At 73.0% G+C, this 17,484-nt stretch carries 16 protein-coding genes; 3 read left to right on the top strand and 13 right to left on the bottom strand.

The features are described 5' to 3' along the window. Positions 1-88 precede the first annotated feature (88 nt). Positions 89-1,096, top strand: a complete 1,008-nt coding sequence (locus AC3RJ8_RS08325; protein ID WP_489715424.1) for an alpha/beta hydrolase — start codon at positions 89-91, stop codon at positions 1,094-1,096. Beyond that, positions 1,093-1,902 (top strand): glycerophosphodiester phosphodiesterase family protein, encoded by an 810-nt coding sequence (locus AC3RJ8_RS08320; RefSeq protein WP_489715423.1) that lies wholly within the window; start codon positions 1,093-1,095, stop codon positions 1,900-1,902. The genes AC3RJ8_RS08325 and AC3RJ8_RS08320 overlap by 4 nt, the downstream gene beginning before the upstream one ends. A 57-nt stretch (positions 1,903-1,959) precedes the next feature. Here AC3RJ8_RS08320 and aroB read toward each other — a convergent pair whose 3' ends face one another. From aroB to aspS, 12 genes are all read right to left on the bottom strand, one after another. After that, the gene (gene aroB / locus AC3RJ8_RS08315) at positions 1,960-3,102 is read right to left on the bottom strand and encodes a 3-dehydroquinate synthase (RefSeq protein WP_489715422.1); all 1,143 of its coding nucleotides are present in this window, start codon (positions 3,100-3,102) and stop codon (positions 1,960-1,962) included. Beyond that, the gene (locus AC3RJ8_RS08310) at positions 3,099-3,626 is read right to left on the bottom strand and encodes a shikimate kinase (RefSeq protein ID WP_489715421.1); all 528 of its coding nucleotides are present in this window, start codon (positions 3,624-3,626) and stop codon (positions 3,099-3,101) included. The genes aroB and AC3RJ8_RS08310 overlap by 4 nt, the downstream gene beginning before the upstream one ends. Beyond that, on the bottom strand, positions 3,623-4,840 hold the full coding sequence (aroC, locus tag AC3RJ8_RS08305; protein WP_489715420.1) for a chorismate synthase: 1,218 nt from the start codon (positions 4,838-4,840) through the stop codon (positions 3,623-3,625). The genes AC3RJ8_RS08310 and aroC overlap by 4 nt, the downstream gene beginning before the upstream one ends. A 66-nt stretch (positions 4,841-4,906) precedes the next feature. Next, complete coding sequence (locus AC3RJ8_RS08300; protein WP_489715419.1) at positions 4,907-5,788, bottom strand: shikimate dehydrogenase; 882 nt, start codon at positions 5,786-5,788, stop codon at positions 4,907-4,909. Beyond that, complete coding sequence (gene mltG, locus AC3RJ8_RS08295; RefSeq protein ID WP_489715418.1) at positions 5,788-6,948, bottom strand: endolytic transglycosylase MltG; 1,161 nt, start codon at positions 6,946-6,948, stop codon at positions 5,788-5,790. Before mltG ends, AC3RJ8_RS08300 begins: the two co-directional genes overlap by 1 nt. A 44-nt stretch (positions 6,949-6,992) precedes the next feature. Continuing rightward, positions 6,993-7,493, bottom strand: a complete 501-nt coding sequence (gene ruvX, locus AC3RJ8_RS08290; protein WP_407317758.1) for a Holliday junction resolvase RuvX — start codon at positions 7,491-7,493, stop codon at positions 6,993-6,995. After that, positions 7,486-10,182, bottom strand: coding sequence for an alanine--tRNA ligase (alaS, locus tag AC3RJ8_RS08285; protein WP_489715417.1), 2,697 nt, complete (start codon positions 10,180-10,182; stop codon positions 7,486-7,488). Before alaS ends, ruvX begins: the two co-directional genes overlap by 8 nt. An 82-nt stretch (positions 10,183-10,264) precedes the next feature. Beyond that, the gene (locus AC3RJ8_RS08280; RefSeq protein ID WP_489715416.1) at positions 10,265-10,642 is read right to left on the bottom strand and encodes a hypothetical protein; all 378 of its coding nucleotides are present in this window, start codon (positions 10,640-10,642) and stop codon (positions 10,265-10,267) included. Beyond that, complete coding sequence (locus AC3RJ8_RS08275; RefSeq protein WP_489715415.1) at positions 10,639-11,022, bottom strand: DUF948 domain-containing protein; 384 nt, start codon at positions 11,020-11,022, stop codon at positions 10,639-10,641. The genes AC3RJ8_RS08280 and AC3RJ8_RS08275 overlap by 4 nt, the downstream gene beginning before the upstream one ends. 97 nt (positions 11,023-11,119) lie before the next feature. Beyond that, positions 11,120-11,746, bottom strand: a complete 627-nt coding sequence (gene rpsD / locus AC3RJ8_RS08270; protein ID WP_407317754.1) for a 30S ribosomal protein S4 — start codon at positions 11,744-11,746, stop codon at positions 11,120-11,122. Positions 11,747-11,935: 189 nt separating this feature from the next. After that, on the bottom strand, positions 11,936-13,348 hold the full coding sequence (locus AC3RJ8_RS08265) for a replication-associated recombination protein A (protein WP_489715414.1): 1,413 nt from the start codon (positions 13,346-13,348) through the stop codon (positions 11,936-11,938). Positions 13,349-13,414: 66 nt separating this feature from the next. Further along, positions 13,415-15,214: an aspartate--tRNA ligase gene (aspS, locus tag AC3RJ8_RS08260; protein WP_489715413.1), complete on the bottom strand. Its 1,800-nt coding sequence runs from the start codon at positions 15,212-15,214 to the stop codon at positions 13,415-13,417. 123 nt (positions 15,215-15,337) lie between these two features. Here aspS and AC3RJ8_RS08255 point away from each other — a divergent pair, with 123 nt between their 5' ends. After that, positions 15,338-15,811, top strand: a complete 474-nt coding sequence (locus AC3RJ8_RS08255; RefSeq protein ID WP_489715412.1) for a PPOX class F420-dependent oxidoreductase — start codon at positions 15,338-15,340, stop codon at positions 15,809-15,811. Here AC3RJ8_RS08255 and AC3RJ8_RS08250 read toward each other — a convergent pair whose 3' ends face one another. After that, positions 15,812-17,410: an Rv2578c family radical SAM protein gene (locus tag AC3RJ8_RS08250; RefSeq protein WP_489715411.1), complete on the bottom strand. Its 1,599-nt coding sequence runs from the start codon at positions 17,408-17,410 to the stop codon at positions 15,812-15,814. Positions 17,411-17,484: the final 74 nt, after the last annotated feature.

Genomic DNA, 17,484 nt, shown 5'->3' with positions numbered 1-17,484 from the left:
CTGCCGCATCCGGGTGAACGGCGGGTAGCGGCTCGCGGGCTCGGCCGTCACCGCGCGGACCTCGTGCCCGGCGACGTACGGTACCTGCGTGCCAGCGCTGCCCGACGTCCCGCCGCCCGACGAGCCCGCCGGGCTGCCCGCCTGGGAGCCCGACCCGCTGCTCGACGGCTTCGTCTCCGCGCCTGTCGGGCCCGCGACGCTCGTGCGGCGTACCGAGCGCCCGGCCGCGCCGCGGGGCGTCGTACTGCACGTGCACGGCTACAACGACTACTTCTTCCAGGAGCATCTGGCGGACGCCCTGCACGAAGCGGGGCACGTCTTCTACGCGGTGGACCTGCGGCGTGCCGGTCGTTCGCTGCTGCGCCCGGCGGCCGACGCCGGCGCCGAGGCGGGGATGCCGCCCCACTTCACCACGTCCCTGCGGGAGTTCGGCGTCGACCTGGACGCGGCGCTGCGCCAGGTCCGCGCCGCCGAGCCGGACCTGCCGGTCGCGGTGCACGCCCACTCCACGGGTGCGCTGACCACGTCGATGTGGGCGCACGCGCGCGGGGTGGACGGGCCCGACGCCGTCGTACTGAACTCGCCGTTCCTGGACCTGGCCGGTTCCTGGCTGTCCCGACAGGTCAACACCGGCGTGCTGGGGGTGCTCGGCCGGCTGCGCCCGCTGGCGGTCGTGAGCACCCACCCCTCGGTCTACGCCACCTATCAGCACGTGGACAACGGCGGGCGGTGGCGCTTCGACACGCACCTCAAGAAGCCCGAGGGACAGCCGGCCCGTGCCGCGTGGCTGCGGGCGGTGCGCCGCGCGCAGCTGCGTCTGGCCCGCGGCCTGGACCTCGGCGGTCCCGTGCTGGTCGCGCGGTCCGCGGCCTCGGGCCCGGACAGCCCCGACAACCCGGGCCTCGACCGGCAGGACACGGTGCTCGACACGCGGCAGATCGCCCGGCTCGCGCCGCGGCTGGGCCGTGACGTGACGCAGGTAGTCGTCGACGGTGGGGTGCACGACCTGGCCCTCTCGGCGGACGGCCCGCGCCGGGAGTACCTGGAGGCCCTCATGGGCTTCCTCGCCGATCGGCTGCCGGCGGTGGCGGCATGAGCGCCGCCGCACCGTCCTCGCACCCGTACTTCGGTGTGCCCGGGCCCACCGTCCGTCCACCGGTCGCGGCCCTGGCGCACCGCGGCTTCTCCCACGGCGACGCGAACCTGGAGAACTCGATGGCGGCCTTCGCCGCGGCGGTCGAGCTCGGCTACCGGTACGTGGAGACCGACGCCCACGGCACGCGCGACGGGGTGGCCGTCGCCCTGCACGACGAATCGCTGGACCGCACCACCGACGGTTCGGGCCTCGTGGCGGACCTGCCTTGGGACCAGGTCCGCACGGCGCGCATCGGTGGCACGGAGCCCGTGCCGCTGCTGGCGGACGTCCTGGGCACCTGGCCGGACCTGCGCGTCAACATCGACGTCAAGGGCGACTCGGGCATCGAGGCGGTCGCGGCGGCGATCGAGGCGACGGGGAGCCACGACCGCGTGTGCGTCACGTCGTTCTCCCCCCGGCGCCGCCGGGACACGTTGGACCGGTTGTCCCGGCCCGTGGCCACCAGCGCGGGGCGCGGCGAGGTGGTCGGCTTCCTGGTGGGCGCCCGGCTGCGGGTCCCCCCGCTGGTGCGCCGCGCCCTGCGCCGGGTCGACGCCCTGCAGGTGCCCGTGGCCGAGGACGGCGTGACCGTCGTCGACGCCCGGACGGTCGCCGCGGCGCACCGCGCCGGGCGGTACGTGCACGTGTGGACGGTCGACGAGCCCACCGAGATGCACCGGCTCCTCGACCTGGGGGTGGACGGGCTGGTCACCGACCGCGCCGACCTGCTGCGCGACGTGCTCCGTGACCGCGGGCTGTGGGTATGAGATCTACCGTCCGCGACGGGGATCGGCGGGAGATCTCCTCCCCACAACGCTCGGCGCTCAGGGGGTGAGCTGGACCGGCACGCCCGGGTTGCCCGCGGGCGGCTCCTTGGAGATCTCCGCGTAGGCGGCGGCCAGGACGGTGGGGTCGGGGCCCTCGAGGCGCACCGGCTTGGCGACGTCGTCCAGGACGACGAAGCGCAGCAGGTCGCCGCGGGCCTTCTTGTCGCGGCGCATCGCGGCGAGGAGCTGGTCCCAGCGGTCACCCCGGTACGTGGTGGGCAGCCCGACGGCCGTGAGGATCTCGCGGTGCCGGTCCACGACGGCGTCGTCCAGCTTGCCGCCGAGGCGCCCCAGCTCGGCGGCGAACACCATGCCGACGGCCACGGCGGCCCCGTGGCGCAGCTGGTAGCGCTCGACGAGCTCGATCGCGTGGCCGAGGGTGTGCCCGTAGTTGAGGATCTCGCGCAGCCCCTGCTCGGTGAGGTCCTCCCCCACCACCCGGGCCTTGACCCGCACCGAGCGCTCGATCAGCTCGGTCAGCACGGCCCAGGTCTCCTCGGAGGCGTCGGCGCCGGCCCACTCGCGCAGAGCGCCGGCGTGCTCCGCGGCGAGCTCCAGGATGCGCTCGTCGGCGATGAAGCCGGTCTTGATCACCTCGGCGAGTCCGGCCACCAGGTCCCAGCGGTCCAGGGACTCGAGCGCGGCCAGGTCGCACAGCACACCGGCCGGCGGGTGGAAGGCGCCCACGAGGTTCTTGCCCTCGGCGGTGTTGATGCCCGTCTTGCCGCCGACGGCGGCGTCGACCATCGCCAGCAGCGTGGTCGGCACGTGCACGACCTTGATGCCCCGCAGCCACGTGGCGGCCACGAAACCGGCCAGGTCGGTCGTCGCGCCACCGCCGACCGACACGATCGCGTCGGAGCGGGTGAAGTCGGCCTGACCCATCACCTGCCAGCAGAACGCGGCGACCTGGGCCGTCTTCTGCTCCTCGGCGTCGGGCAGCTCCGCGGCGAACGCTTCGTAGCCCTGCGCGACCAGGTCCTCGCGGACCGCGTCGCCCGTGGCCTCCAGGGACGCCGGGTGCATGACCAGCACCCGACGCACCTCCGGCCCCAGCAGCGCGGGCAGCTCCCCGAGCAGGTGCCGTCCGACGACCACCTCGTAGGGCTGGTCACCGTTCACCGTCACCCGGACCGTCATGCCTGTACCTCCTGGTGGATCTGGTCGGCCGTCTCGTGCGCCGTGCGCCCGTCGGAGTGCACGTGCACCGTGGCCAAGCGTTCGTACGTGGGCCGGCGCGCCTCCATGAGCTCGGCCCAGCGCGCCCGAGGGTTGCCGACGAGCAGCGGGCGGGCCTGGTTGAAGCCGACCCGGGGAGCCGCATGGGCGAGCGAGACGTCCAGGAAGACGACGACGCCGCCGCCCGCCGCGTAGCCCTCCAGCGCGCTCTGGGTGTGGGAGTCCATCACCGCGCCGCCGCCGAGGGCGAGCACGCCCGCGTGCGTGGCCAGCGCCGTCGTGACGGCCTCGCGCTCCAGCGCACGGAAATGGGGTTCGCCGTCCTCGACGAAGATGTCCGCGACGGTCTTGCCCGCCGCGTCCTCGACGTCGGTGTCGGTGTCCCGGAAGCCCGTGGCCATCCGCCGCGCGAGGATCGTGCCGACCGTCGTCTTGCCGCTGCCGGGCGGGCCGATCAGCACCAGCAGCGGCTGCGCCTCGGTCATCGCAGCAGCTCCGGGATGGCGGCGAGGTAGGCCTCGGCGTTGCGGCGGACCTCGGCCACCGAGTCGCCGCCGAACTTCTCCAGCACGGCCTGTGCCAGCTCGAGCGCCACCATCGCCTCGGCGACGACGGCGGCCGGCGGCACGGCGCACACGTCCGAGCGCTGGTGGTGGGCCGTCACGGCCTCGCCGGTCGCGACGTCGACGGTGGCCAGGGCGCGCGGCACCGTGGAGATCGGCTTCATGGCCGCCGAGACGCGCACCACCTCGCCGTTGGACATACCGCCCTCGATCCCGCCCGCCCGGTTCGAGCGGCGCCGGATCCGGCCGTCGCCGTCACGCTCGATCTCGTCGTGCGCGGCCGAGCCGCGGCGCTGCGCGGTGCGGAAACCGTCGCCGACGGCGACGCCCTTGATGGCCTGGATGCCCATGAGCGTGGCAGCCAGGCGCGCGTCGAGACGGCGGTCGGAGTGGGCGTAGGTGCCGAGACCGGTCGGGACGCCGTAGGCGAGCACCTCGACCACGCCGCCCAGGGTGTCGCCGTCCTTGCGGCACGCGTCGATCTCGGCCACCATCGCCTCGCTCGTGGCGGCGTCGAAGCAGCGCACCGGGTCGGCGTCCAGCGCCGCGACGTCGTCCGGCGTGGGCAGGTCCGCGTCCTCGGGGACCTCGACGGGCCCGATGGACGTCACGTGGCTGACGAGGCGGACGCCGAGCGCCTGCTCGAGGAACTTCGCCGCGGCCACGCCGAGCGCCACCCGGGTGGCCGTCTCACGGGCGCTCGCACGCTCCAGGACCGGGCGCGCGTCGTCGAACCCGTACTTGCGCATGCCCACCAGGTCCGCGTGGCCGGGGCGCGGCCGGGTCAGCGGACGGTTCCGCGCGATCTCGCGCTCGTCGCCGGTGCCGGCGTCTACCTTGAGCGCCTCGGGCGGAACCGGGTCCGCGGACATCACGTCGACCCACTTGGGCCACTCGGTGTTGCCGACCTCGATGGCGAGCGGACCGCCCTGCGTGACGCCGTGGCGCAACCCGCCCAGGACCCGCACGGCGTCCTTCTCGAACTTCATCCGCGCGCCACGGCCGTAGCCGAGGCGACGGCGGGCCAGGGCGTCCTGGATGTCGGAGGTGACGAGCTCCACCCCCGCGGGCAGACCCTCCATCACCCCGACGAGGGCCTGACCGTGCGACTCTCCCGAGGTCAACCAGCGCAGCATGGTCGCGATTCTTTCACGCCCGTCCCGGTCCGCGGGACGGGCGGCCGGATGCCGGACGCCCCGTGCTCAGGCGGCCCCGGCGGCCAGGACGCCCTGCAGGGCGGCGTCCATGGCCGCCACGGGCCCGGGACGACCCGTCATGAGGCGCACCTGTTCCACGGCCTGGTGCAGCAGCATGCGCTCGCCGCCGACGACGGTCCCGCCGTTCGCCGACCACGCCTGGGCCAGGGCGGTGGGCCGCGGGTCGTAGACGACGTCGAGCAGCACGCCGCCCGGCCGCACGCCCTGCCCCTGCAGGGCGTGCGCCACCGGGTCGGCGGCGTGCGCCGGCATGGTGGACACGACCACGTCGGCCCGGGCGAGCGCCGCCGACGCGGCGACGGGCTCGAGCACCTCGAAGCGCGGGGTGACGCCCATGCGCGCGGCGGCCTCCTGCAGCCCGGCGGTGCGCGCCATGCTGCGCACGAGTACGAGCGGGCTCGTGCAGCCCAGCTCGCCGAGAGCGGCGAGCGTCGACGCCGCCGTCGCTCCCCCGCCGAGCACGACGGCGTCACGAACCGGCACCTGACGGGTGCCGTGCCGCTCGGCGAGGCCTTCCCGGACGGCTTCGACCAGGCCGTGCACGTCGGTGTTGGTCCCCATCAGCGTGACACCGCACTGCGACGGGGCGACCAGCACGGTGTTCACGGCGCCGACGGCCCCGGCCAGCGGGTCGACGTGATCGACCAGGTCCATCACGGCGTGCTTGAGCGGCATGGTCACGCTCAGCCCGGCCCAGCCGAGATCGAGGCCGCGCACGAGCTCGGGAAGACGGTCGACGGTGGTGTCGACGGCCGAGTACTGCCAGCCCTCCAGGCCCAGCGCGTCATAGGCGGCGGTGTGCAGCACCGGTGACAGGGAGTGGCCCACGGGATGGCCGATGACGGCCGCACGGCGCGCGGCGGACATCAGTAGCCGTTCTCCTCTTCCCAGGTACGAAGCTCAGCGACGTTCTCGTTGTGCTCGGTGTTCGTCTCGGCGAACTTCGTCTCACCCGTCTCGAGATTGACGGTTACCCAGAACACCCAGCTGCCCTCCGGCGGGTCAACGACTGCTTCGACGGACGCCGCACCAGGGTTGGCGATCGGCCCCGGCGGGAGACCGTAGTGCACACGCAGGTTGTAGCGATTTGACGAGTCTTCGAGGTCCGACTGCGTCAGGTCGAGCCCCGACTTGTCGAGCCCGTAGGCAACTGCGGCATCGATGCCTAGGCTGATCTGGCGCTCGAGCCGGTTCTCGATGGCGCGGGCCATCTTTCCGCGGTCCTCGTCGACCTTCGCCTCCCGTTCCACCAGCGAGGCCTTGGTCAGCACGTCCTGGCGGTCGCCGTTGTCCACCCCGAGGGAGTCGAGCTCGGCCTTGGTCTGGTCCACCATCGTGGCCAGCAGGTCGACGGCGGTGTCGTCGGGCTGCACGTTGTAGGTCTTGGGGAACAGCCACCCCTCGGGGCTGTCCCCCGCCGCCTTGGGCAGACCGATGGCCTTCGGGTCCCCCAGCGCCTCCTCGAGCTCCTCGCGCGAGAACTCCGTGACGGACGCGACGCGGTCGACCACCTGCTCGACGGTGTAGCCCTCGGGGATCGTGACCTCGGTCTCGACCTTCTCGTTGGTCAGCAGCGCCTCGACCGCGCCCGCCGCGCTCATCTGCGTGTACAGCTCGTACGTGCCCGGCTGGATGCTCGAGGCCGCGGGCGAGCTCTCGAACGCCTCGGTGAAGGCGCCCGTGCTGGCGACCACGTCGGCCTCCGCCAGGACGGTCCCCATCATCGAGCCGGTGGCTCCCTCGGGGATGATGACCTGGACCGGGTCCACGCCGGGCCCCTCGTAGTCCTCCGGCGCCCCGCCGAGCCCCATCGTCAGGTCGAGCCCGCCGAGCGAGCCGCTGATGCGGTCCCAGAAGAAGTACCCACCGGCACCGAGCAGCGCGAGCACGAGCACCAGCACGGTGGCCGTGCGCTGCTGACGGCGACGGCGACGCTTGCGCGCGGCCCGCTTGCTCGCCGCGGAGCGGCCCCGCGACGGGAGGGCCGCGGGCCGTTCTGCCGTCGATGGCTCGAAGAGGTCCGTCACGCCGGAATCATCCTTCGGTCGTTCGTCCAGTGGTCATCAGTACCTCACGGCTCGACGTGCTCGCCGGCCCGACCGGCCGTCGCCCGCTCCACGTCGAGTGCGTGTTGCAGAATGATAACGGCTGCCGCCTGATCGATCACTGGTCTATGCTTGGCAGTTTTCTTGCCTGCCGCACGCAGGTGGGCGTGAGCCGTCACCGTGGTCATTCTCTCATCGACCAGGTGCACCGGGACAGGGGCGATCTCGCGGGCGAGTCGCACCGCGAACCCCCGGGCGTCCGCGGTCGCCGCACCCTCGTGGCCCGACAGGTGGCGCGGCAGCCCCACGTAGACGACCGCCGCGAACCTCTCGGTCGCCTCGGCGGCGATGCGCGCGACGTCGGCGGTGACGGTCTGACCGCCCTCCGCCGACGTCGGCACCTTGAGGACCCGTGGGACCGTCTCCACGGGAGAGGCGATCAACCCGTCCGGGTCGGAGGCTGCCAGACCGATCCGGGCCTTGCCGACGTCGACACCGAGCCGGGCACCGCGCGGCAGGTCAGGCACCGACGGTCTCGCGCACGCCCGCCAACACGCCCTCGAGCGCCTGCGGCACCGCCGTGGCGTCCGAGCCGCCACCCTGGGCGAGATCCGGCTTGCCGCCTCCGCCACCGCCGAGGACCTTGGCCGCGGACTTGACGAAGTCCCCGGCGCGCAGCCCGGCGTCGCGGGCGCCCGCGTTGGTCGCGACCACCACGAGCGGACGGTCGTTCGCGACCCCGGCCACGGCGACCACCGCGGGGGCGGCGTCACCGAGCCGACCGCGCACGTCGAGCGCGAGCGCCCGCAGGTCGTCCGCCGAGCCGACCGTGCCCGCGTCGTGCGCGACCACGCGGACGTCGCCCACGTGCGGCGCACCGGAGGCCAGCGAACCGGCCACCGCCAGGAGCTGGCCCTGCCGCAGGCCGGCCAGCTCCTTCTCGGTCTCCTTCAGTCGCGCCACGAGCGACCCGACGCGCTCCGTGAGCTCGTCGGGGCGCGCGTTGAGCATGCCCGTCAGCTGGCCGACCAGGGCGTGCTCCTTGGCGTGGAAGCCGTACGCCCCGTCCCCCACGAGGGCGTCGACGCGACGCACGCCCGAGCCGATGGACGACTCACCGAGCAGCGCCACCCGCCCGAGCTCGCCGGTAGCACGCACGTGGGTACCGCCGCACAGCTCGCGCGACCAGTCGCCGCCGATGGACACGACGCGCACGTTGTCGCCGTACTTCTCGCCGAACAACGCCATCGCGCCCAGCTCGCGCGCCGCCGAGAGCGACATCGTCGCCTCGGTGACCTCGAGGTTCTCCGTGAGCCGGGAGTTGACCCGCTCCTCGATCTCGGACAGCGCCGAGGACGGCACCGCCGAGGGCGAACGGAAGTCGAACCGGATGCGGCTCGGGGCGTTCTCCGAGCCGGCCTGGGTCCGGTCCGGGCCGACGAGCTCGTGCAACGCCTTGTGGATCATGTGCGTGGCCGAGTGCGCGCGGCTGATCGCCAACCGACGACCCGCGTCGATCGTGGCCGTGCCCGGGTCACCGACGGTCACGGTGCCCTCCACGAGCCGCCCCCGGTGCACGGACAGGCCCGCGACCGGGCGCTGGACGTCGTCGACCTCGACGATCGCTCCCGTGTCCAGCGCGATCGTGCCCTGGTCGGCGAGCTGGCCACCCGCCTCCGCGTAGAACGGGGTGCGGTCCAGGATGATCTCGACGTCCGCCGGGGCGGTCGCCGTCGGCGCCGGGACGCCGTCGACCAGCAGACCCTCGACGTGCACCGCGGCCTGGGTGTCCGTGTACCCGAGGAACGCCACCGGGGAGCTGAGGTCCTTCTGCAGCGACTCGTAGGCGCGCAGGTCGGCGTGGCCGGTCTTCTTCGCCAGGGCGTCGGCGCGCGCTCGCTGCTTCTGCTCCGTCATCAGGGAGCGGAACGCCTTCTCGTCGACCTGGACGCCCTGCTCGGCCGCCATCTCGAGCGTCAGGTCGATCGGGAACCCGTAGGTGTCGTGCAGCCGGAACGCCTCGTCGCCGCCGAGGACCGCCGGACCGCCGTCGGCCTGCTTCTTCGCGCGGGAGACCGCGGTGTCCAGGATCGTGGTGCCCGAGGTCAGGGTGCGCCGGAACGCCTCCTCCTCGCCATAGGCGACCTGGCTGATCCGGGCGAACTCGGTCTCCAGCTCCGGGTAGGAGGCCTTCATCGCGTCCTTCGACACCGGCAGCAGCGCGGGGAGCGCCTCGTCCTCGACACCGAGCAGGCGCACCGAGCGCACCGCACGGCGGATCAGTCGCCGCAGCACGTAGCCGCGCCCCTCGTTCGACGGGCTCACGCCGTCGCCGATGACCATGAGCGCCGAGCGCACGTGGTCGGCGACGACGCGCATCCGGACGTCGTCCTCGCCGTCCGCGCCGTACCGCTTGCCGGACATCTCCTCCACGGTCTGGATGACGGGGTAGACCTCGTCGATCTCGTAGAGGTTCTCCTTGCCCTGCAGCAGGTAGGCGATGCGCTCCAGGCCGGCACCGGTGTCGATGCTCTTGTGCTCGAGCTCACCGAGCAGCGGGTAGTCCTTGCCCTGCCCCTCGCCGCGCACGAACTGGTCGAACACGAGGTTCCAGATCTCCAGGTACCGGTCGCCGCCGGGGTCCACGGTGCCGCCCTCGGCCTCGGGCCCGTAGGCCGGGCCACGGTCGTAGTGCCACTCGGCACAGGGTCCCGCCGGTCCGGGCTGACCGGTGTCCCAGAAGTTTTCCTCGCGGGGCAGGCGCACGATGTGCCGCGGGTCGAGCCCGACACCCTGGGTCAGGGCGTCGTAGGCCTCGTCGTCCTTCTCCCAGATCGTGACCCACAGCCGGTCGCCGTCGAGGCCGTAGCCGCCCGATGCCTGGTCGGAGGTCAGCAGGTCCCAGGCGAAGTCGACGGCCTCGCGCTTGAAGTAGTCGCCGAACGAGAAGTTGCCGTTCATCTGGAAGAACGTGCCGTGCCGGGTCGTGCGGCCCACGTTCTCGATGTCGTTGGTGCGGATGCACTTCTGCACGCTCGCGGCGCGCGGCCACGGCGCCTTCTCGGTGCCCAGGATGTACGGGATGAAGGGCACCATGCCGGCGATCGTGAACAGGATCGTCGGATCCGGCGAGACCAGGGGGACGCTCGGCACGATCGTGTGCCCCTTGGACTCGAAGTAGTCGAGCCAACGCTTGCGGATCTCGGCGGTACGCATGATGTCCTTCGTGAAGTGGTCGAATGTGCCCGACGACGGTCAGGCGGCCCTGCCCAGGATTATCCCCCGGCACGGGCGCGGCTCAGAACGAATACCCGAGCTCGTCCTCGTCGGCCTCGATCTGGGCCTCCGGGTCGGCACCGGCGTCGCCGGCGCGCGCGGCGTGGCGGCCGCGGGACGTCTCGCGCGCGGAACGCACGTCGTCCGGGTGCGGCTGGCCCTCGGCCAGCAGCGCCGCGACCAGCTCGGCCTCGCGCGCGTCCCGGGCGGCGGCGAACTCGGCACGGAACGAGCCCAGGAACGTCCCGGTCCGGCGTGACGCCGTCCGACCGAGCTCCGCCGCACGGTCGACGACCGCCTCCGGGGTGTAGCGCGCCACGACGCGACGGCCCTGGCGGATCACGACGACCGTGACGGTGACCCCGACCCCGACCCCGACCCAGAACAGGCGACGGATCACCGGGCGTCACCGCCGTCGTCGGAGGCCTGCCGGCGCCAGGCCCTGCCGAACGCCTGCCGCACCCCGTAGGAGAAGGCGGCGACCTTGACCAGCGGGCGGCCCAGCGTGGAGGCGTACAGCCCGGTGAGCGCGGACACGTTCTCGCTGACCTGTGCCGCGGACGTCGTGATCGTGTCGACCTTGACGAGCTGGTCGTTCGTGGAGGCCACCGTGGTGGCCGCCTCGTCCAGGATCGGCACCGAGTGCTCGGTGAGCTCGCGGATGGAACGCGTCGTCTCGTCGAAGGCCTTGCCGAGCTTGACCAGCGGAACGGCCAGGAATCCGACGAGCAGCACGAACGCGAAGGCGGCGACCAGGCCCGCCACGTCCCCAACGGACATCAGTCATCTCCTCGATCGGGTGCTCGGCCACCCTATACGGCGGACGCCCCGCTCCCTGGTGGGGGCGGGGCGTCCGGCGTGCCATGGTGCAGCGGGATCAGCGAGCGTAGTACTCGACGACCAGCTGGACCTCGCAGGTGACGGGGACCTCGGCGCGCTTCGGGGCACGCGTCAGCGTGGCCGACAGCTTCTCCAGGCTGACGTCCAGGTAGCCCGGGAGCTCCGGCAGGACGTCGCGGTGGGCGCCGGCGGCGGCGACCTGGAACGGCGTCGTGGCCTGCGACTTGGCCTTGACCTGGAGGGTCTGGCCGGGCTTCACGCGGAACGACGGGCGGTCCACGATCTTGCCGTCCACGAGGATGTGGCGGTGCGTGACGGCCTGGCGCGCCTGCAGGATCGTGCGGGCGAAGCCGCTGCGCAGGACGAGGGCGTCCAGGCGGGTCTCGAGGTCCTCGACCATGACCTCACCGGTCAGACCGGGGTGCTTGCGGGCGACCTCGTAGACCTTGAGGAGCTGCTTCTCGCGCAGCGCGTACTGGGCGCGCAGACGCTGCTTCTCGCGCAGACGCACCGCGTAGTCGGACTCGGTGCGGCGGCGGGCGCGGCCGTGCTCGCCCGGGGGGTACGGCCGCTTCTCGAAGTGCTTGACGGCCTTCGGCGTCAGCGGGATGCCGAGCTTGCGGCTCAGGCGCACCTGGCGGCGCGACTTGGTGACTGCAGTCACAGTTGCTTCCTGTCCTGTCGTGGGATGGTGAGGTCACACCCGAGGCACACCGACCACGAGGGCCGGAGGTGTCGGGTGCGGGACCAGCCGACGGAACCTTCCGCGATCGAACTGACGGACGGTTCCCGGGGCCGAGGTCCCAGGCGGTCGCCGCGAGGGCAACCGAACCATCCTAACGCATCCCGCGTCCTACCGGTCGCCCCCGCGCAGGATCGCCCGGACCCGCTCGAGCCGCTCGGCGACCTGCCGCTCGTACCCCCGGTCCGACGGCTCGTAGTAGCGGCGCCCGACCAGCTCGTCCGGGAGGTACTGCTGGGCCGCCACGCCGTGCGGCTGGTCGTGGGAGTACACATACCCCTTGCCGTGCCCCACCTGCTCGGCACCCGCGTAGTGCGCGTCGCGCAGGTGCGCGGGCACGACGCCGGCCCGGCCGGCACGGACGTCCTCCAGCGCAGCACCGATCCCGGCGTAGGCGCGGTTCGACTTCGGCGCCGAGGCGAGGTGCACCACCGCCTCGGCCAGCACGATCCGCCCCTCCGGCATCCCGATGAGCTGGACCGCCTGCGCCGCCGCCACGGCCGTCTGCAGGGCGGACGGGTCGGCCATGCCGACGTCCTCCGCCGCGGAGATGACCAGCCGGCGGGCGATGAACCGGGGGTCCTCCCCCGCCGCGATCATCCGGGCCAGGTAGTGCAGGGCCGCGTCGACGTCGGAGCCGCGGATCGACTTGATGAACGCGGAGATCACGTCGTAGTGCTGGTCGCCGTCCCGGTCGTAGCGCACGGCGGCGACGTCGACCGCCCGTTCCACGGCCTCCAGGTCCACGGTGACCGGCGACGCAGCCGCGCCACCCTGGCCCGCACCGTCGTCCCGCGCGTCGCTGAGCACCGCCCCGGCCGCCGCCTCCAGGACCGTCAGCGCCTTGCGGGCGTCCCCGCCGGCCATGCGCACCAGCTGGTCCTCGGCGTCGCCGGCCAGCACGACGGCGTCGCCGAGCCCTCGCTCGTCGGCGACGGCGCGGCGCACGAGGGCGCGGACGTCGTCGGCCGTGAGCGGCTTGAGGGTCAACAGGAGCGAACGGCTCAGCAGCGGGGAGTTGACCGAGAACGACGGGTTCTCGGTCGTCGCGGCCACGAGCGTCACCCAGCGGTTCTCGACGCTGGGCAGCAGGGCGTCCTGCTGGGTCTTGGAGAAGCGGTGCACCTCGTCGATGAACAGCACCGTCTCCTCGCCGCCGGTGGCGAGCCGACGGCGCGCGTCCTCGATCACCTGACGCACGTCCTTGACCCCCGCCGTCACGGCGGACAGCTCCACGAACCGCCGGCCGGAGCTCGTGGCCACCAGGTAGGCGAGGGTGGTCTTGCCCACGCCGGGCGGGCCCCAGAGGATCACGGACCCCGGGGCCGCCCGGTGCGCCGAGTCGTCGGACGGCCCCACGAGCCGCCGCAACGGCGATCCCGGCACCAGCAGGTGCGCCTGGCCGGCGACCTCGTCGAGCGTCGCCGGCCGCATGCGCACGGCCAGCGGCGCCCCGGGGCCGCCCGGGCGGTCCGTCACCGGGGTGCCGTGGGCGCCGGTCGTCGTGGAGTCGAACAGGTCCATGGGAGCAGCCTACGGAGCCGCGCCGACACCTCTGCCGGCGCGGTCCCCGAGCCGTCGTGCCCGGCGTCAGCCGTCCTGGTCGGCCTTCTCCGCGACCGCGTCGACGCCGGCCTCCTTGCGCTGGTCCGCGGAGATCGGTGCCGGAGCCTGCGTCAGCGGGTCGTACCCGCCGCCGGACTTCGGGAACGCGATGACGTCACGGATCGACGGCGAGCCCGTGAGCAACGCCACGATGCGGTCCCACCCGAAGGCGATGCCGCCGTGCGGGGGCGCGCCGAACTTGAACGCGTCCAGGAGGAACCCGAACTTCTCCTGCGCCTCGGCGGGGCCGATGCCCATGACGTCGAAGACCCGCTCCTGGACGTCGCGCTGGTGGATACGGATCGACCCCCCGCCGATCTCGTTGCCGTTGCAGACGATGTCGTAGGCGTACGCGAGCGCCTTGCCCGGGTCGGACTCGAAGCGGTCCAGCCACTCCGGCTTCGGCGAGGTGAACGCGTGGTGCACCGCCGTCCAGGCGGAGTTGCCGAGCGCCACGTCGCCCTCCTCGGCGGCGTCCCCGGTCGGCTTGAACAACGGTGCGTCCACGACCCACACGAACGACCACGCACCGTCCTGGACGGCCTTCTCGATCTGGCCCGTGCGGTGGGCGATCTCCACCCGCGCGGCGCCGAGCAGGGCGCGGGACTCCGCCGTCCTGCCGGCGGCGAAGAAGACCGCGTCGCCAGGGCGCGCGCCGGTCGCGACGGCCAGCCCGGCCCGCTCGGCGTCCGACAGGTTCTTGGCGACCGGGCCGCCCAGCGTGCCGTCCTCGGCGAACGTCACGTAGGCGAGGCCGCGAGCGCCGCGCTGCTTGGCCCAGTCCTGCCAGGCGTCGAACTGGCGGCGGGGCTGCGAGGCGCCCCCGGGCATGACGACGGCGCCCACGTACTCGTTCTGGAAGACGCGGAACGGCGTCTCGGCGAAGTACTCGGTGAGCTCGACCAGCGGGTTGGCGAACCGCAGGTCCGGCTTGTCGGTGCCGTACAGGCGCATCGACTCGGCGTAGGTGATGCGCTCGATCGGCGTCGGGACCTCGACGTCGACGAGCCGCCACAGCGCCACGAGGATCTCCTCGGTGAGCGCGATGACGTCGTCCTGGTCGACGAAGCTCATCTCGACGTCGAGCTGGGTGAACTCGGGCTGGCGGTCGGCGCGGAAGTCCTCGTCGCGGTAGCAGCGCGCGATCTGGTAGTAGCGCTCGAGCCCGCCGACCATGAGGAGCTGCTTGAACAGCTGGGGCGACTGCGGCAGCGCGTACCAGGACCCGGGAGACAGGCGGGCCGGGACGAGGAAGTCCCGCGCGCCCTCGGGGGTGGAGCGGGTCAGCGTCGGGGTCTCGACCTCGACGAAGTCGTGCCCGTCCAGGACCCGGCGCGCGGCCTGGTTCACCTGGGAGCGCAGACGCAGCGCGGCGGCGGGCCCGGGGCGGCGGATGTCGAGGTAGCGGTGCGCGAGGCGCGCCTCCTCGCCGATGACCTCGGTGTCCGCGAGCGCCGTCGAGACCTGGAACGGCAGCGGTGCGGACTCGTTGAGCACCACCACCTCGGCGGCGATGACCTCGATCTCGCCCGTGGCGAGGTTCTCGTTCGCGTTGCCCTCCGGACGGCGGGACACCTCGCCGGTGACCTGCAGCACGAACTCGGCGCGCAGCGGGTGTGCGACGGCCTCGTCACGGATGACGACCTGGGCGATGCCGGAGGCGTCACGCAGGTCGATGAAGGCCACTCCTCCGTGGTCCCGGCGGCGATCGACCCAGCCCGTGAGGGTGACGGTCTGGCCGATGTGCTCGGCCCGCAGTGAGCCGGCCGTGTGGGTGCGGAGCACGAAGTGGTCCTTTCGAACGGGGTGGTTGTCGGCCGCCGGCGCCTTGCGGCGGTCCGGCGTGGGCGTGCGCGACGCCCGTGCCATCCTACTGGGGCACGGCACCGCCACCGCGAGGAGATCACCATGGCCCGCCAGATCGCGACCAACACCACCGTGGCCCGCGACGAGCTCGTCGAGTTCCTGCGCTCGCGCCGCAACGGGGTGCTCGTGACCACCCGGCGCGACGGCCGGCCCCAGCTCAGCCCGGTCACCTACGGGATCGACGCCGCCGGCCGGATCGTGGTCTCCACGTACCCGGAGCGCGCGAAGGTGACGAACCTGCGCCAGCGTCCGCAGGCCTCCTTCATGTCTCAGGGCGAGGACTTCGGTGACGCCTGGGTGCAGGTGGACGGCACCGCGGAGGTCCTCGACCTGCCGGAGTCCGTCGAGCCGCTGGTGGAGTACTACCGGGCGGCCGCCGGACAGGAGCACCCCGACTGGGACGAGTACCGCGCCGCGATGGTCGAGCAGGGCAAGTCGGTGGTGCGGATCACCATCGAGCGGTGGGGCCCGGTCGCGACCGGCGGCTTCCCGGCACGCCTGGTCGACGAGGGGTAGTCAGAAGAGCACCTGCTCGACGCCCGAGCCGGCCACCTCCAGCCCACCGCCGTCGCGCGGCATGCCAGCCACGGCCCCGCCCGCGGTGGGCCCGACCATCGACCCCGCGGGATAGTCGCCCTCGTCGTGCGGACGGAGCTCTCCGTGCCGGCCGGTGGTACCGGACCCCGACCGGTGCCCGGACCGGCCGAACCCGCGCTCGTCGAGGAGGGGTCTCACCCGCTCCCACAGCCACTCGCGGTAGGCCTGCAGGGCGTAGGTGCCGCGTGTGAAGACGCGTTCGTACCCGGCCACGAGGTGCGGATGGTCCTGCTGGAGCCACTGGAGGTACCACTCGCGGGTGCCGGGCTTGAGGTGGAGCGGGACGACGGTGACGCCGGTCGCCCCGGCGTCGGCGACGGCGTCGAGCAGGCGTCGCAGGTGGTCGGTGGAGTCCGTGAGCCAGGGCAGGACGGGCGCCACCATGACCCCGCACGGCAGACCGGCGTCGCGCACCGCCCGGACCAGGTCGAGCCGGGCCCGGGGCGTCGGCGTGCCCGGCTCGACCGCCTGCTGCAGCTCTTCGTCGACGAACGCCAACGAGACGCCGAGGCCCACCTCGACGCGCTCGGCCGCGGCGGTGATGAGCGGCAGGTCACGTCGCAGGAGCGTGCCCTTGGTGAGGATCGAGAACGGCGTGCCCGAGTCCGCGAGCGCCGTGATGATGCCCGGCATCAACCGGTAGCGCCCCTCGGCACGTTGGTACGGGTCGGTGTTGGTCCCGAGCGCGACGGCCTCGCGCCGCCAGGACGGCCGGGCCAGCTCGGCGCGCAGCACGTCGTCGACGTTCGTCTTCACCACGACCTCGGAGTCGAAGTCCTTGCCGGCGTCCAGGTCGAGGTACTCGTGCGTCGGACGGGCGAAGCAGTTGTGGCTGATCACGCCGTCAGCGACGAAGTCGCCGGTGCCGGTCGTGATGTCGACCATCTCCTGGTCGTACCCGAGGTTCTCGACGCCGACGACCCGAAGTCCGGGTGACGACCCCACGGACTGCCCGACGACCGTCGCCCGGGTGCCCGTGAGGTGGTCGTCCATCGTGAGGAACGGCCGCCGCGGCGTCCAGGGCTCCGGCCCTGCGACGTGCGCCCACCCGCGGTCGCGGGTCAGGAACCGGTGGTCCCCGCTGCTGAGCAGGACGGTCCCGTCGGCGAGCGTGACCCGGTACGCCCGCTTGACCGTCGACCATCTCGCGAGGACCTCCGTGACGACGTAGCGGCGGTGCTCGCCGTCGGACTCGGTCCCGACGACCCGGTCTCCGACCCGGACCTCGCCGACGGGCCGCTGCCGACCGTCGGCCAGGAGGACCGGGGTCTGGGGCCCCAGGCAGTAGCGGCACGCATGACTGCACCCTCGGTAGGGGTTGACCGTCCAGGTGAACGGCATGCGGGACGCTGCCGGCACCTTGGACAGCGCGCTCTTGGCCAGCACCTCGTGGAACGTGATGCCGGCGAAGTCCGGCGTGCGCACGGTGCGCACCAGGCCCGCGCGGGCGAGGCCGGTCCGGTCGAGCCCGGGCAGGGCGCCGTCGTCGGCGGTGATCGATTGCGCGTCCCATCTCACGCCGCTATTCGAACACCCGTTCGATCAAGAGTCAACGGCGCGCCGGACATCTCCGGGGCGTGCGACGCCACGCA

This window comes from Isoptericola sp. MSGPD8_1_ISO-PGPR-S23-394 (assembly GCF_058072785.1).
This window is presented reverse-complemented; position numbering and strand designations above follow the sequence as displayed.

Bases quoted from the DNA above. Each gene is read 5' to 3' on its own strand.
- AC3RJ8_RS08300 (WP_489715419.1), bottom strand. From the start codon at position 5,788: ATGTCCGCCGCGCGCCGTGCGGCCGTCATCGGCCATCCCGTGGGCCAC.
- AC3RJ8_RS08310 (WP_489715421.1), bottom strand. From the start codon at position 3,626: ATGACCGAGGCGCAGCCGCTGCTGGTGCTGATCGGCCCGCCCGGCAGC.
- aroC (WP_489715420.1), bottom strand. From the start codon at position 4,840: ATGCTGCGCTGGTTGACCTCGGGAGAGTCGCACGGTCAGGCCCTCGTC.
- AC3RJ8_RS08275 (WP_489715415.1), bottom strand. From the start codon at position 11,022: ATGTCCGTTGGGGACGTGGCGGGCCTGGTCGCCGCCTTCGCGTTCGTG.
- AC3RJ8_RS08255 (WP_489715412.1), top strand. From the start codon at position 15,338: ATGGCCCGCCAGATCGCGACCAACACCACCGTGGCCCGCGACGAGCTC.
- alaS (WP_489715417.1), bottom strand. From the start codon at position 10,182: ATGCGTACCGCCGAGATCCGCAAGCGTTGGCTCGACTACTTCGAGTCC.
- AC3RJ8_RS08320 (WP_489715423.1), top strand. From the start codon at position 1,093: ATGAGCGCCGCCGCACCGTCCTCGCACCCGTACTTCGGTGTGCCCGGG.
- AC3RJ8_RS08265 (WP_489715414.1), bottom strand. From the start codon at position 13,348: ATGGACCTGTTCGACTCCACGACGACCGGCGCCCACGGCACCCCGGTG.
- aroB (WP_489715422.1), bottom strand. From the start codon at position 3,102: ATGACGGTCCGGGTGACGGTGAACGGTGACCAGCCCTACGAGGTGGTC.